Raw genomic sequence first — 13,829 nt, forward strand, 5'->3', positions numbered from 1 at the left:
GACGTCCTTGATACATCATCAGGTAGGCTGCCCCCGGTTGTGTCACCGGGTGGTCGAGCAAGGGATCAGGTTGCGAGGCTGCAGGGCGATCTCGGCGTCGCTGAGGTGGCAACCCGGGTCGGGGCCCCAAAGGTCGCCGTTGGCCCAGGCGCGGGTGCGTGTGTTGCCGTTGCAGATCGGCAGCCAGCGACACTCGGCACACCGCCCGCCGATGGTCCGCGGGTGTTCGCGCAGGCGCAGCAACAATGGGTCGGGCCGGTCCAGCCAGAGCTGGCGGAACGTGGTGTTGCGCACATTGCCCACCGAGTGCTGCCACCAGTACGTGTCGGGGTGTACCTCGCCGGTGTTGTCGATATTGGCGATGCCGCTGCCCGACGCATTGCCGCCCCAGCCGTGCAGCAGGTGTTCCAACTGCGGGTAATGCTCGGGCAGATGCTGGTGGACCCACTGCAGCAACAGCACGGCGTCGGCGTCGTTGTTGCCGCTGACGAAGTCACTGTCGACGCCGTTTTCGATGTCGTGCCAGGCCTGCTGGAAAATCAGCGTCATCGCATCGCGGCTCATCTGCCGGTGCGCGTCCAACTGCCGGCTGCGTTTGCCGCGCCCGCTGTAGTTGAGGTGCGACAGGTAGAACTTCTGCACATCGTAGTCACGCATCAGCGCCAGCAGTTGCGGCAACTGCCCATGGTTTTCCTGGGTCAGGGTGGTGCGCAGGCCCACGCGAATGCCGGCCTCGCGGCACAGGCGGATGGCGTGCATCGAGCGCTGGAAGCTGCCCTGCAACTGGCGAAACGCATCGTGGGTCGCCTGCAGGCCGTCGATGCTGATGCCCACATAGTCGAAGCGCGCGTCGGTGATCTGCTGGATATTGTGTTCGTCGATCAGCGTGCCGTTGCTCGACAGCGCGACGAAAAAACCTTTGTCCCGGGCATACGCGCTGAGCTGGAACAGGTCTGCGCGCAGCAGCGGTTCGCCGCCCGATAGAATCAGCACACGCACCCCGGCCGCGTGCAAATCGTCGATCACCTGGAGCGCCGCCGGGGTGTCCAGTTCATCGCGGAACACGCTGTCGGCGCTGGTGGCGTAACAGTGTTTGCAGGTGAGGTTGCAACGCCGCAGCAGGTTCCAGATCACCACCGGCGGCCGCTCCTTGCCGGGCGGCGAGGTCCGCGGTGGCGGGCATTTTCCGGCCAGGGTACGCAGGTACTGACTGATCCGTAGCATAGGACGCTCCTTCTAAGGTGCCGGCGTCAGGCGCAGGCCGGTTTTTTTCAGGATGCGGCTGCTCACCAGCATCTCGTCGCCGCGGCAGGCATCGCCGAGCAGGAACCGCAGGTGTTCGCGGTAGCTGTCGATTTCCTCGCGGCTACGCCCATGCACCATGGCGAACAGGTTGTAGGGCCAGTCGGGACGGCGCGGGCGGCGGTAGCAATGGCTGACAAACGGCTGGGCACCGATCAATTCGCCCAGGCGCGGCATCTGCACGTCGGCCACGTCCCACACGGTCATGCCGTTGTGGCGATAGCCCAGGCGGTAATGGTTGGGCACGGCGGCGACACGCCGGATCGCGCCTTCGGCCTGCAGGTGCTTGAGCAAGTCGAGGGTCGACTCGACGCTGATGCCCAACTGCTCGGCGAGCCAGGCCCAGGGATCGTCCAGCAGCGGCAGGCCACCCTGGGTGAGGGCGACCAGGCGCAGGGCCAGGTGATGGTCAGACCGGGAAATACAGACCGACATGGTAGGTTTGCTCCTTCGGCAGATTGAGCACCGCCAACCCCGTCAGGGCCTCGATGCGGGACAGCGTGGCGGCCAGTTCGGCCTCGGTGCCGCAGGCCAGCACGAACCACATGTTCCAGCGGTGTTCGCGGCGGTAGTTGTGGGCCACCTGGGGCAGCGCGTTGAGTTGTTCGGCTACCGCGTCAAAGCGCGCGTCGGGTACGGCCAGCGCGGCCAGGGTGAAGGCGCCGCCGAGGCGCTCGACATCGAACATCGGCCCGAAGCGCGTCAGCACCCCGTCTTCGAGCAGGTCGTGCAGGCGGTCGAGCACTTCACTCGGGTCGCTGTGCAGTTCCTGCGCCACCTGCCGCCAGGGTTCGCGCACCAGCGGCAGGCCGTGTTGCAGGCGATTGATCAGGCGCCGGTCGAGATCATCCATGGGCCCATACCTGCGACGACGGCGGCGTAAAGCGCCCGCCGCATTGCTTGAAGGCGTGGGTGCTGAACAGCAACTGGTGCGGCAGGTCACTCAGTTGCTGCTGTTCCAGCATCCGCTGGATATGCGCCGTGACCTCCTTGCGTTCGCGGCCATGCACCATGCAGAACAGGTTGTAGCGCCACTGCGGCAGGCGGCGTGGGCGCTGGTAACACAGGTTGACACCGGGCGCGCGGCCCAGGCGGTTGCCCACTTCGTCCACCAGCGCATCGGGCACGTCCAGCACCAGCATGGCATTGGCGACAAAGCCCAGGGCGCGGTGATTGAGCACCAGGCCGACACGGCGGAACAGGCCCTGGTCCTGCCATTGCTGCATCTGCTGCAACACCTGGTCGTGATGCGCGCCGATCTGTTCGGCGAGGTTGTCATAGGGCCGCGAGACAAGAGGCAAGCCGCGTTCCAGGCATTGGCGCAGGTCGAGCATTTGCTCTTGGCTCAGCGGGATGATCACGGATGCGCTCCCAGGGAGAACCCGAGGTCGATGCGATAGGCGGTGAGCATCGGCAGATCCAGGGGAATGAGGCCGGTGTCTTGTTCCAGCTCGTCGAGGATCTGTCGCAGGTGCTGACGGTGTGGGCCGGTCAACACGAACCACAGGTTGTACTGATGCTCGCGCGCATAGTTGTGGTTGACTTCCGGGTACTGGCTGACGCGCCGTGCCACCTGTTCCAGGCGTTCGACCGGCACCGCCAGGGCAGCCAGGGTGCTGGCGCCGGCGCGGGTGTGTTCGAACACCGGGCCGACCCGCGACAGCGAACCGGCCAGTTCCAGGCGGTGCAGGCACGTCATCAATTGGGCCTCGCTGCAGCCCAGCACCTGGGCCATTTCGCGATAAGGTTCGGCGCACAGCGGCATGCCGTGCTGGTAGCGTTCGATCAATTGACGGCTAAGCAGGTCAAGGTCCATCTCAATACCCCATTTTTTGCGCGCGGCTGCTGAAGAAAATTCCACTGGGACTCAAGGCCGGCAAGGTCTTGAGCAAGGTCATGCGGTACGGGTCCCAGACCTGCACCTGCTCACCGTCGCGCACCGACAGCCACAGCTGTTCGCCACGCCCGGTGAACTCCATGTGCAGCACCCCGGGACCGGGGCGCAGGTCGGCCACCACTTTGTGGGTCTCGGTGTCGATCACCTGTACGCGGTCGTTGTCCGGGTAGGCGAAATTGACCCATAGCTGGCGCCCGTCGGGGCGTGCGGTGACGAAAATCGGTTGGCCGGCGACGTCGATGGCGGCGGTCTGCTGCCAGCTGCGCGCATCCATCACCAGCACCTGGTGATGGCCGACGGCGGGCACGAAGGCTTGGTTGTCGGCCACGGCCCAGCCTTCGAGGTGGGGCATCTTGTACACCGGCAGTTTTGCCTGGCCGCGCCCGTAATCCGCGAGCACGCGTTTGACCCCGTGCTCGGGATGCCACAGGTCGAGCTGGGCCATGCCGTCCTCACCGAACAGCCCGGCCATGTAGTAACGGCCATCGGCGGTGATCAGCGCGTCGTAGGGTTGTTCGCCGATGCCGCGGAACCGGGTGATCTGCGGGGTGTTGCCCTGGCTGAAGTCGGCGCTCCAGATCTCGCCGGTGTCGAACAGGCTGAACACGAAGCGCTGGCCTGGCGCATCCACCAGGCCCACCACCCGCGAGCGTTTGCCGTCGGCCAGGGGCGTGGCGGGAATGTCGGCCACCTGGGCCAGGGTCTGTGCATCGAACACCTTGACCCCGCCGGGTTGGTAGTTGGACACGGCAATCAGGCGGCCATCCTGGCTGATGGCGCCGCCGATGCTGTTGCCGCCCTGGATGATGCGTTTTTCAACGCGTTGGCGCAGCAGGTCGACTTTGCTCAGGCCGCCATCGCGGCCGAAAATGTAGGCGTAGCGCTGGTCGCGGGAAAACACCGCCGAGGCGTGGGACAGGTCGCCCAAGCCGTCGATCCGACCCAGCTCCGTCATCCCGCTGGTCTCGATGATTTGCACACTGGCGCTGGCGCGTTCGATCACCAGGCCCAGGTCGCCAGTACCGCGCAGCGGCGGTTGGGCACAGGCACCGAGCAGCAGGCACAGCGATAGAAGAGTGGGGCGCATCATGGTGCGGGGCTTCCTTGCAAGAGGCGTTCGACCAGCCAGGCGATCTCGCTGGAATTGAGCAACGGCGCCCAGCCGGGCATCGCGCGGGCAGGGCGGCCGTAGGTAATGGTGGCGGTCAGGCTGTCGCGGCTTTGCCCGGCGAGGGCCGCCGGGGTGAGGGGCGGGCCCAGGCCGCCGGTGAGGTACAGGCCGTGGCAGGCGCCACAGTCCTGGGTCAGCAGGTGTTCGAGGCGGGCGGCGTCCGGTGTGGCCAGCGCCCACGTGGGAATCAGCAGGAACAGCGCCATGGCCGTACCGATCATCGATGCATTCATGGCGCGCTCCTTGTGCTTATTTCAAGGTCAGGACCCATTCGGCCAAGACCTTGGCTTCGTCTTCCGTCACCATATTCGGTGGCATCGGAACCGGCCCCCAGTTGCCTTGGGTGCCGTTTTTGATGTGGCTGGCGAGGGTCACGGCGGCGTCTTTCACGCCGGCGTTCTTGGCCGCGACGTCCTTCAAGGCCGGCCCCACCAGTTTGCTGTCAACCATGTGGCAGCCGACGCAGGGTTTGCTGCTGAACAAGGCCAGCCCGTCTTGGGCGAAGGCCGGTTGCAGGCTGAATGCGGCGGTGCAGGTCAGCAGTGCGAAGAGAGTATTTTTCATCGGAAGTCCTTGTGTTGATGGGGCTCAATAAATGTCGTGTTGGGTGTTGTAGACGTTGAATTTTCCGGTTGGGGTGATCAGGCGCTTGTCCTTGATAACCGCTTTGAGCTTCAGGGACTTGTCGTCGATCACTACCAGCGCCGATTCCTCGGTCTGGCCGTTCCACACCGAGAACCACACCTCGTCGCCGGCCTTGTTGTATTCCGGCTGCACCACGCGCAGCGCGCCTTGCTTGATGCCGGCGTATTCGGCGATCGGCAGCACGGTGTAACCCTTGTCCAGATGGTCGATGTCAAACACCGCGGCCGACTGGCTCAGCTTGGCGTCGGGGTTGAGGGTGGTGTCGACATACAAATGCCGGGAGTTGGGATGGGTCTTGATGAACAGCGAGCCGCCGCCCTGGCCCTTGAGCGATTCCACCTGTTTCCAGGCGTATTGCGGGTGTTTGATCGGGTCGGTGCCGATCACCGAAATACCGCCGTCGCCCAAGTGGCTGGTGGCCCAGACCGGCCCGTAGGTAGGGTGTACGAAGTTGGCGCCGCGGCCTGGGTGCGGGGTCTTGCCGACCTCGACCAAGGCAGTGAGCTTGCGCTCCTTGGAGTCGATCACCGCGACCTTGTTCGAGTTGTTGGCCGCCGTCATGAAGTAGCGGTGCGTGCTGTCCCAACCACCGTCATGCAGGAACGGCGCGGCGTCGATGGTGGTGATGGTGAGGTTCTTGATGTCCTGGTAATTGACCAGCATCACCTTGCCGGTTTCCTTGATGTTGACGATGAACTCCGGCCATTCGTGGGAGGCGATGATCGCCGCGACACGCGGCTCGGGGTGATATTCCTGCTTGTCGACGGTCATGCCGCGGGTGGACACGATCTGTTTGGGCTCCAGGGTCTCGCCGTCCATGATGGTGAACTGTGGCGGCCAGTAGGAACCGGCGATGGCGTACTTGTCTTCGTAGCCCTTGAATTTCGAGGTCTCCACCGAGCGCGCCTCGATGCCGACCTTGATCTCGGCGACCTTGGTCGGTTCGGCGGGCCACAGGTCGATCATGTCGATCTTGGCGTCGCGGCCGATCACCAGCAGGTAGCGGCCCGAGGCGGAGATCCGCGAGATGTGTACGGCATAACCGGTGTTGATCAGTTTGACGATTTTCTTGCTGTCGCCATCGATCAGCGCAATCTTGCCGTCGTCGCGCAGGGTGACGGAGAACAGGTTTTCCAGGTTCAGATCGTTCAGCTGTTTCTTCGGCCGGTCTTCGGGCTTGACCAGCACTTTCCAGGTCTTGAGGGTTTCGGCCATGCCCCATTCCGGCGGGGTTGGCGCGGTGTGCTGGATAAAACTGGCCATGTGGCTGATCTGGGTTTTGGTCAACGCATTGGAGGTGCCCCAGTTCGGCATGCCGGCGGGGGAACCGTAGGTGATCAGCGCTTCCAGATAGGCCTGGCCACGGGCCTGGGTGATGTCCGGTGTCAGCGGTTTGCCGGTGGCACCCTTGCGCAGCACGCCGTGGCAACCGGCGCAGCGCTCGAAGTAAATCTGTTTGGAGGTGTCGAAGTCCGCCTGACTCATGTCCGGCGCGCCGGCGGTTTTCACTTCGGCCGGCTGGGGTGCGCCATGGGCGCTCAAGGGCAGTGCCAAGGCCAACGCGCAACTCAGTGCGGCGAGGCTCAGGGTGAAGGGTTTTCTGTTGCGAGTCAGCATTCCATTTACTCCTCAGGCGGGACCTTTGCGTTGCCTCGCAACACGGTGCGGGGCGCAGGTTCTTCGTGCGGGGCCAGACTAGGGGGCAGCACCGCAAACTTCGCTTGATCACGATCAAGTTTGTCTCGGGCGGTGCTTGCCAGGTTGTCGCAGGCGCCCTTAGCGTGGCCATCAAACCCGCTGTGGATGCCTGTCATGACTGAGCCCTTCTACCAACCCCTGGACAATGAACACCTGCTGTTCGAACACGCCTGGCGCCACCGCATGCCGGTGCTGATCAAGGGCCCCACGGGCTGCGGCAAGACCCGTTTCGTGCAGCACATGGCGCATCGTCTGAACTTGCCGCTGTACACCGTGGCCTGCCACGACGACCTGAGTGCCGCCGACCTGATCGGCCGTCACCTGATCGGCGCCGAGGGCACCTGGTGGCAGGACGGCCCGCTGACCCGCGCCGTGCGCGAAGGCGGCATCTGCTACCTGGACGAAGTGGTCGAGGCGCGCCAGGACACCGCCGTGGTGCTGCACCCGGTGGCCGACGACCGCCGCGAGTTGTACCTGGAGCGCACCGGCGAAGTGGTCAAGGCGCCGCCGTCGTTCATGCTGGTGGTGTCCTATAACCCCGGTTACCAGAACCTGCTCAAGGGCATGAAACCCAGCACCCGCCAGCGTTTCGTCGCGATGCGCTTCGATTACCCGGCCGTCGAGGGCGAAGCGCGCATCGTGGCGCGCGAGGCCCAGGTGGACCTTGCCCTGGCGACCCAGGTGGTGCGCCTCGGCCAGGCCTTGCGCCGCCTCGATCAACACGACCTGGAAGAAGTGGCCTCCACGCGTCTGCTGATTTTCACCGCGCGCCTGATCGCCGCCGGCATGCCCATTCGCGAAGCCTGCCTGGCATGCCTGGCCGAGGCGCTGACGGACGACCCGCACACCGTGACCGCCTTGATGGACGTGGTCGATGTGTACTTTGCCTGAACCGCGCCGCCTGCCGGGCGACCTGGCGATGTGGTTTTTCATCCTTGCCGAGTTGTCGGTGTTTGCGATTCTGATCCTCGCGTTCGCCGTGACCCAGGTGCTCAAGCCCGAGGTGTTTGCCGAAGGGCGCGCGCAACTGGACACCTCCACCGGGCTGGCGATGACCTTGAGCCTGTTGACCGCCGGGCTGCTTGCGGCGTTGGCGTTGCAGCAGGTGCGATTGCAGCGCTGGCGACGCGGTGCCGGTTTGTTCGTCGCGGCGCTGTTGGTGGCGCTGGTCTATGTGGCGATCAAACTCACCGAGTACGCCCACCTCGGCGCTGCCGGGTTGGGCCTGGAGCACAGCACGTTTTTTACCTTGTACTGGCTACTGACTGGGTTCCATTTCCTGCATGTGCTGCTGGGCATGGTGATTCTCGCGTGGCTGGCGCTGGGCTGCTGGCGCGGCGGGCTGTCGGTCGGCGGGCTGGAGTCGGGGGTGCTGTATTGGCACATGGTGGACCTGGTGTGGGTGGTGCTGTTTCCGTTGGTTTACGTGATTGGATGAGGTACCGATGTCCATTTCCCAAGGGCTGATCGTGTGTTGGGCCACGTTGGTGGTGCTCAGCGTCGGCACCGTGCTCGCCGGCGGCTCCGGGCTGTGGCTGGCGGTTTTGCTGCTGGCGGTGGTCAAGGCGTGGCTGATTGCCGATGGGTTCATGGAGTTGCGGCATGCTCCCAGGTTTTGGCGTCGGCTGGTGCTGGGTTGGCCGGTGGTTCTGGTGTTGGTGGTGGGGCTTGTCTAGGCTCGGGGCGCCCAAGATCAAAAGCCAAAGCGAGGCGGCCGTATAGCCGACTTGATTCTGGAAGCCGGGCCCGGTCACCAGTGGGAGCTGGCTTGCCTGCGATGGCATCGCCTGGGTGGACCTGATGGACTGAGATGTCTGCATCGCAGGCACCTCCGCTCCGCCTGCTTTGGGAAAATTCTTACGCCTCCCTCGGAAAGTCTCACCTGAGCAACACGTTAGTCGCGTGATTTGATTCCGGCCTTTTCAGGCAGGGATTGCTGGTCATGACTGACGCGTTTTGGGCCGCCCGCGAAGGCGACGCGCTGCTGCACGCCTCAATGATGGCCGATGTTCTCGGCGGTGTGCTGGAAGTCGCCGCCTATGCCGCCATCACGTCCGTGGGCTGCCTGGCCGCTGGCGCGCTGATTGCCGCAGCGACCGGCGTGACCATTGCCACAGGTGGCGTTGGATGCGTCGCCCTGGGACTGGCGGTCGGCGCGGTGGTGGGGATCAGCGCCGGGCTCTCGGGGGCTGACGTGAAGATCTCCAGTTGGTGCGAAACCGCCGCCAACTGGGTTTTTCCGCCGGTGATCGAGGCCTTTATCACCAGCGGCTCAAACGACGTTTTCATCAATGGCAAACCAGCGGCCCGGGCCGCCGGACAGATGATGGCTGTGCCGATCGCGCCCAGTGAGCCACCGGCCCCCCGTTTTCTGGACATCGCACAGGGATTTTTCTCACAACTGTGGCGCCCGACGGTCGCCACACCCGCTGCCGGTACCGTGCCGTGTCCGCTGGACACGGTCGCCTGCACCAAGCACCCGCCCATGCCCGAGCAATTTATTGCCGAGGGTTCCAGTTCGGTCTTCATCAACGGGCAACCGGCCGCACGCAGCGGTGACCGCAGCACGTGTGACGCCAAGATCGGCAGCGTCGAGGGGCTGATTTCTGCCGATGTGCGTATCGGTGGCGACCCCGTGGTGGTGCGCGAAATTCGCAGTGGCAAGACACCGGGCGTCGGCTTGGCGATTGCCGCGCTGCTTGCGCTACGCGGCAATGTGAAAGGCTTTTGGAGCAAATTGCCGTGCCTGGCCGGCGGCGCGCTGGCGGGCGGGGCCGTGGCGTATGGAACCGGCAAGCTCACCTCGGCACTCAACAGCGCGGTCAACGGTTCGCCCAACCCGGTGCATAGCCCGACCGGGGCCAAAATCCTCGGCGCCGAAGAAGAACTGGACTTCGTCCTGCCAGGCCTGCTCCCCATCGACTGGCAGCGCTTCTACAGCAGCCTCGATCAACGCCACGACGGCCTTTTCGGCGCCGGCTGGAGCGTTGCCTATGAGGTCGCCGTCGAGATCGATCAAGATGAACACCTCACCTACATCGACGAACAGGGGCGCCGCGTAGACATCGGCTACCTCCCGTTGTCAGGCGGCGCCTTCAGCCCCGGCGAAGGCCTTGCGGTCAGGCGCAGCGCCGACGGCGCCATCCTGATCGAAAGTATCGACGGCCTGTATCGGCTCTTCGAGCCCGACCCTCTGAACCCCTTGCGGATGCGCCTGTATCTGCTGGGTGATCGCAACGAAGGGCGCCTCTTTCTGGATTACGACGCCCAGGGTCGCCTGTGCCGCCTGCGCGACAGCCATGCGCTGATGCACGTCGACGTGAGCTACACCGTCGAGCATCCGCGGCGCGTGAGCCATATCGAGCGCCGTTACCTGCATCGGCAACATTTTGCTGGGCGCAGCGACGTGCTGGTCAGCTATCGCTACGACACCCACGGCGACCTGGCCGAAGTCCTCGACGCACAAGGCACGAGCCAACGACGTTTTGCTTACGACAGCGCGCGGCGCATGGTCGAACACCAACTGCCGAGTGGCTTGCGCTGCTTCTACCAATGGCGCGCAGTGTCTGGCCCGCAGGGTGAAGAATGGCGGGTCAGCCGGCATTGGACCGACGCCGGCGATGAATTCACCTTCGATTACGACCTGGATGCCGGTATCACGCGCGTTACCGATGGCCTGAAACGGGTCAGCACACGCTATTGGAACCCGCAGTACCAGATCACCCGCTACGTCGATAACCTGGGCCATACGTGGCAGTTCGAATGGAGCGAAGATCGCCAATTGCTCGGCGCGATTGATCCGCAAAACGGCCAGTGGCGCTTCAGTTACGACGAATCCGGCAACCTGAGCGCAGTGACCGATCCACTGGCCAGGATCAGCAACACCCAGTGGCTGGCGCATTGGGCATTGCCCGAAGTGGAAACCGACCCGGCGGGTAACCGTTGGCATTACCGCTACGACCGGCATGGCAACTGCATCGAAGAGATCGATCCGCTGGGCAACCGCACCCGCTATGTCTACGACGATTTCGGCCAGCCGGTGCAGATCATCGATGCCACCGACAAAACCCGGAAGCTGCACTGGGACGAGTGGAGCCAACTGATCGAGGAGGTGGATTGCTCGGGCTACGCCACCGGCTACCAGTACGATGCGTTCGGCAATGTGGTGGTGCACACCAATGCTGAAGGTGAGTCGGTGCGCTATCAGTACAGCCGGCAAGGGTTGTTGCTGGAATGCCGACTTTCGGACGGGCGCCTTGAGCATTTCCAGCGCAACGCCAGTGGTTATCTGACGGGCTATGTCGACCCCGCCGGCAACACGTCCCGCTATGCCTACGACCGGCGCGGCCAGGTCAAACAACGCTGGGACGCGCACAACCGCTGCGTCACCTTCGACCACGACGCCTACGGGCGACTGCTGAAACTGACCAATGAAAACGGCGAAAGCTATCGCTTTGAGTGGGACGCGGCCGACCGCCTGGTGCAGCAACAAGACCTCGACCACAGTCGGCGCTGCTATGCCTATGACCCGCTGGATAACGTCGTCGCCGTCGGTTACCTGCCGGGCACCGAAGGCGAGCCGGTAGACGCCCTGACACACCAGTTCCAACGCGACCCGCTCGGGCGCCTGGTCAGCAAAGTCACCGCCGACGGCACCACCGTTTATAAGCACGACCTGAACGACCAACTGGTCGCGGTCACCTTCACCGCTCTCGACGGTCGCGAGCAAGCACTTGGCTTTAGCTATGACGCGCTGGGGCAACTGTTTGAAGAACACAGCTCGGCGGGGTGTCTGCAACACCATTACAACGAATTGGGCAACCTGACTCAAACCCACTTGCCTGACGGACGCTGGCTCAATCGCCTGTACTACGGCAGCGGCCACCTGCATCAGCTGAATCTCGACGGCCACGTCATCAGCGACTTTGAACGCGACCGCCTGCACCGCGAACTGCAACGCACCCAGGGTCAACTCAGAACAAATACCGACTATGACCGCAGTGGCCGGGTCCGCTCACGCCAGCGGCGCAGCATCGACCAGCCGTGGCAGTTGCCGCCATTGGTCGAAACCCACTACAGCTACGACCCCAGCGACAACCTGATCGGACGCCGCCGTACCGATCGCCAAGAGCACCTGGCCTACGACAGTAGCGGACGTATCCTCGTCAGCCAACAGATAGGCCGGATCGAAACCTATGCCTACGATGCGGCGGCCAACCTGCTCGACGGGCCACAACAAGGCGGCCTGGTACGGCATAACTGGCTGCTGACGTATCAAGACAAGCGCTATACCTACGACGCTTTTGGGCGAATGGTTGAAAAGCGCAGCGCTGCACGAGGTTTGCAGCGCTTTGCCTACGACGCCGAAAGCCGGTTGGTTGAAGTGCGTAATGAAAACGGCAGCGTTGTTAGGATGGTCTATGACCCGTTGGGTCGGCGCATTGAAAAAACTGAACACGGCAGCGATGGCTATCCGCTGGGCGAAACCCGGTTCACCTGGGATGGCCTGCGGTTGTTGCAGGAGCATAAACACAGTCAGACCAGCCTTTATCTCTACGATGGCGACAGCTACGAGCCACTCGCCAGGGTCGACGGTGAAGGTGAACACCAACGCGTGCGGTATTACCACAACGACCTGAACGGCTTGCCGGAGCAACTCACCGAGGCCGACGGCCACGACATCTGGCGAGCGACTTATCGGGTGTGGGGCAATACGCGGGAGGAGGTGCGGGAACCTTACTTCATTGAAGAGCAGAATTTGCGGTTTCAGGGGCAGTATCTGGATCGGGAGACGGGGCTGCATTTTAATACGTTTAGGTTTTATGATCCCGATATAGGCCGCTTTACAACAACCGACCCTATTGACCTGATGGGTGGGTTCAACCTTTATCAGTATGCCCCTAACCCGGTCACATGGATCGATCCTTTTGGCTGGGCATGTGGTCACCATGGGCATCACTCCGATCCAAAATTCATGGGGGGAAAACATAACCAAAATCTGACGAAACTTACCGACACTGATCACAAACAGCTTCACCGTGATATGAATGACTTCTTAGTCGGAAAAACAAAAAACATCAATGGCGGCACCGTGCATATGCGGCCTCAACGAGGTAACAGCGGAAAAAAAATACGGTTGAATTTCACCAGGACTGAAAGGCTCAGAGCGCTTGCTGACTTCTACAAAGGTAAGGGTGCACAATACAAAGATGCTGTTTTTGACTTCTTCATACAACACCAGGGGCTAAAGTAGTGACTCAGTTCTTAACCATTGCCTACGACTTAAGCGCTATAGATAATCACGCGTACTTTTTTGATGGAGCACCTGATAGTATTTTTTGCAAAACCTGTGGTTGCTGCATTGATAAAAACTATCTGCCTAGAGAACTTAAAACACCAAACAAAGCTGATATTGGTGCAACTTATGATGGGCGCTTCATCGCGTCGCTACGTTTCAAGGAATACATCGAAAATTTAAAATTGAGTGTTGGATTTTCATTAGTCAATGAAAAAAATCAGCTATTCATGATGCGGCCTCAAAAAATCATCAAATACAGTGCTCAACAGTTGGAAAATCTCTGTAGTACGTGTGGTCAATATTTTGACTGTGTGGTTCCCATCCCGAGTTTCTATCAAGAAACTGGGAAGCGTCTAGAATATGGAATGTTTTTCACAAGTATTGGCTTCGGTAGCGGGAAAGAAAAAAGCCCGGCCATTATTCTCGGCATCGAAACCGCACTTGAAATAAAGAGCGCAATAAAATCATTAAAATTAAGAGGCGCTGATATTAGTGAGATTCTTATGCCTAATGACTAAGACTATCACTCAGCGCTTATCACTCAGCGCTTATCGCTCAGGCGCGTAAGACGGGATAGGTCTATTTGTTATTTAGTCTGTTTATTTTTCGGCCACTTAAGCGAGTGCAAAAAGGCATAAATAAGACGGTCCTGAAGGGCATGAATTCCTCTCGCGCATGCTCGAAGGCAAGGCGCTGGCGGGTGTGCGGATCAGTAGCCGGGATAACGAATTGCACTATCAGTTCAACGATTGACCTGAAGAAACATAATCAAAAATGTGGGAGGGGGCTTGCCCCCGATGGCGGTGAATCAGTCACCA

Annotated in this window: 14 protein-coding genes and 1 pseudogene; 6 read left to right on the forward strand and 9 right to left on the reverse strand. The window is 61.8% G+C overall.

Translation table 11 applies throughout. From position 1 onward, the window contains the following. Positions 1 to 42 precede the first annotated feature (42 nt). From nirJ to nirS, 9 genes are read right to left on the reverse strand one after another with little or no spacing between them, the layout of a single operon-like run. Positions 43 to 1,224 carry a heme d1 biosynthesis radical SAM protein NirJ gene (nirJ, locus tag C5F70_RS07025; RefSeq protein ID WP_017849358.1) on the reverse strand — a complete coding sequence of 394 codons (1,182 nt, stop codon included), beginning with the start codon at positions 1,222 to 1,224 and terminating at the stop codon, positions 43 to 45. Between the two features lie 12 nt (positions 1,225 to 1,236). Then, positions 1,237 to 1,737 carry an Lrp/AsnC family transcriptional regulator gene (locus C5F70_RS07030; RefSeq protein ID WP_017849357.1) on the reverse strand — a complete coding sequence of 167 codons (501 nt, stop codon included), beginning with the start codon at positions 1,735 to 1,737 and terminating at the stop codon, positions 1,237 to 1,239. Continuing rightward, positions 1,712 to 2,155, reverse strand: coding sequence for an Lrp/AsnC family transcriptional regulator (locus C5F70_RS07035; protein WP_017849356.1), 444 nt, complete (start codon positions 2,153 to 2,155; stop codon positions 1,712 to 1,714). The genes C5F70_RS07030 and C5F70_RS07035 overlap by 26 nt, the downstream gene beginning before the upstream one ends. Beyond that, on the reverse strand, positions 2,148 to 2,636 hold the full coding sequence (locus C5F70_RS07040) for an Lrp/AsnC family transcriptional regulator (protein WP_032804989.1): 489 nt from the start codon (positions 2,634 to 2,636) through the stop codon (positions 2,148 to 2,150). The genes C5F70_RS07035 and C5F70_RS07040 overlap by 8 nt, the downstream gene beginning before the upstream one ends. Positions 2,637 to 2,659: 23 nt before the next feature. Further along, positions 2,660 to 3,118, reverse strand: a complete 459-nt coding sequence (locus tag C5F70_RS07045) for an Lrp/AsnC family transcriptional regulator (RefSeq protein WP_017849354.1) — start codon at positions 3,116 to 3,118, stop codon at positions 2,660 to 2,662. A 1-nt stretch (position 3,119) separates the two neighbouring features. After that, complete coding sequence (locus C5F70_RS07050; RefSeq protein WP_017849353.1) at positions 3,120 to 4,289, reverse strand: cytochrome D1 domain-containing protein; 1,170 nt, start codon at positions 4,287 to 4,289, stop codon at positions 3,120 to 3,122. Next, positions 4,286 to 4,603, reverse strand: coding sequence for a cytochrome c (locus C5F70_RS07055; RefSeq protein WP_104902997.1), 318 nt, complete (start codon positions 4,601 to 4,603; stop codon positions 4,286 to 4,288). Before C5F70_RS07055 ends, C5F70_RS07050 begins: the two co-directional genes overlap by 4 nt. Positions 4,604 to 4,619: 16 nt before the next feature. Beyond that, complete coding sequence (locus tag C5F70_RS07060) at positions 4,620 to 4,934, reverse strand: c-type cytochrome (protein WP_104902998.1); 315 nt, start codon at positions 4,932 to 4,934, stop codon at positions 4,620 to 4,622. Between the two features lie 24 nt (positions 4,935 to 4,958). Continuing rightward, positions 4,959 to 6,500 (reverse strand): nitrite reductase, encoded by a 1,542-nt coding sequence (nirS, locus tag C5F70_RS07065; RefSeq protein WP_226926353.1) that lies wholly within the window; start codon positions 6,498 to 6,500, stop codon positions 4,959 to 4,961. Positions 6,501 to 6,827: 327 nt separating this feature from the next. On the opposite strand from nirS, the gene C5F70_RS07075 reads away from it, so the two are divergent. From C5F70_RS07075 to C5F70_RS31435, 6 genes and pseudogenes are all read left to right on the forward strand, one after another. Continuing rightward, the gene (locus C5F70_RS07075) at positions 6,828 to 7,604 is read left to right on the forward strand and encodes a CbbQ/NirQ/NorQ/GpvN family protein (RefSeq protein ID WP_017849348.1); all 777 of its coding nucleotides are present in this window, start codon (positions 6,828 to 6,830) and stop codon (positions 7,602 to 7,604) included. Next, the gene (locus tag C5F70_RS07080) at positions 7,588 to 8,151 is read left to right on the forward strand and encodes a cytochrome c oxidase subunit 3 (RefSeq protein ID WP_017849347.1); all 564 of its coding nucleotides are present in this window, start codon (positions 7,588 to 7,590) and stop codon (positions 8,149 to 8,151) included. The genes C5F70_RS07075 and C5F70_RS07080 overlap by 17 nt, the downstream gene beginning before the upstream one ends. A gap of 7 nt (positions 8,152 to 8,158) precedes the next feature. Further along, on the forward strand, positions 8,159 to 8,389 hold the full coding sequence (locus C5F70_RS07085) for a cytochrome C oxidase subunit IV family protein (protein ID WP_017849346.1): 231 nt from the start codon (positions 8,159 to 8,161) through the stop codon (positions 8,387 to 8,389). Positions 8,390 to 8,655: 266 nt separating this feature from the next. Next, entirely contained in the window at positions 8,656 to 12,966 is a 4,311-nt protein-coding gene (locus C5F70_RS07090; protein WP_256588368.1) for an RHS repeat-associated core domain-containing protein, read from the forward strand. After that, positions 12,966 to 13,529, forward strand: coding sequence for a hypothetical protein (locus tag C5F70_RS30530; protein WP_158683846.1), 564 nt, complete (start codon positions 12,966 to 12,968; stop codon positions 13,527 to 13,529). Before C5F70_RS07090 ends, C5F70_RS30530 begins: the two co-directional genes overlap by 1 nt. Before the next feature lie 142 nt (positions 13,530 to 13,671). Next, positions 13,672 to 13,764 (forward strand): annotated as a pseudogene (locus C5F70_RS31435) (hypothetical protein); the annotation flags it as partial. Between the last annotated feature and the right edge of the window lie 65 nt (positions 13,765 to 13,829).

The sequence above is a fragment of the Pseudomonas sp. LH1G9 genome (assembly GCF_002949975.1).
Lineage (GTDB): Bacteria > Pseudomonadota > Gammaproteobacteria > Pseudomonadales > Pseudomonadaceae > Aquipseudomonas > Aquipseudomonas veronii.

What these genes read in the sequence shown, in the direction of transcription:
- nirJ (WP_017849358.1), bottom strand. Translation starts at nt 1,224, where the DNA reads ATGCTACGGATCAGTCAGTACCTGCGTACCCTGGCCGGAAAATGCCCG.
- C5F70_RS07030 (WP_017849357.1), bottom strand. Translation starts at nt 1,737, where the DNA reads ATGTCGGTCTGTATTTCCCGGTCTGACCATCACCTGGCCCTGCGCCTG.
- C5F70_RS07035 (WP_017849356.1), bottom strand. Translation starts at nt 2,155, where the DNA reads ATGGATGATCTCGACCGGCGCCTGATCAATCGCCTGCAACACGGCCTG.
- C5F70_RS07040 (WP_032804989.1), bottom strand. Translation starts at nt 2,636, where the DNA reads ATGCTCGACCTGCGCCAATGCCTGGAACGCGGCTTGCCTCTTGTCTCG.
- C5F70_RS07045 (WP_017849354.1), bottom strand. Translation starts at nt 3,118, where the DNA reads ATGGACCTTGACCTGCTTAGCCGTCAATTGATCGAACGCTACCAGCAC.
- C5F70_RS07050 (WP_017849353.1), bottom strand. Translation starts at nt 4,289, where the DNA reads ATGATGCGCCCCACTCTTCTATCGCTGTGCCTGCTGCTCGGTGCCTGT.
- C5F70_RS07055 (WP_104902997.1), bottom strand. Translation starts at nt 4,603, where the DNA reads ATGAATGCATCGATGATCGGTACGGCCATGGCGCTGTTCCTGCTGATT.
- C5F70_RS07060 (WP_104902998.1), bottom strand. Translation starts at nt 4,934, where the DNA reads ATGAAAAATACTCTCTTCGCACTGCTGACCTGCACCGCCGCATTCAGC.
- nirS (WP_226926353.1), bottom strand. Translation starts at nt 6,500, where the DNA reads ATGAGTCAGGCGGACTTCGACACCTCCAAACAGATTTACTTCGAGCGC.
- C5F70_RS07075 (WP_017849348.1), top strand. Translation starts at nt 6,828, where the DNA reads ATGACTGAGCCCTTCTACCAACCCCTGGACAATGAACACCTGCTGTTC.
- C5F70_RS07080 (WP_017849347.1), top strand. Translation starts at nt 7,588, where the DNA reads ATGTGTACTTTGCCTGAACCGCGCCGCCTGCCGGGCGACCTGGCGATG.
- C5F70_RS07085 (WP_017849346.1), top strand. Translation starts at nt 8,159, where the DNA reads ATGTCCATTTCCCAAGGGCTGATCGTGTGTTGGGCCACGTTGGTGGTG.
- C5F70_RS07090 (WP_256588368.1), top strand. Translation starts at nt 8,656, where the DNA reads ATGACTGACGCGTTTTGGGCCGCCCGCGAAGGCGACGCGCTGCTGCAC.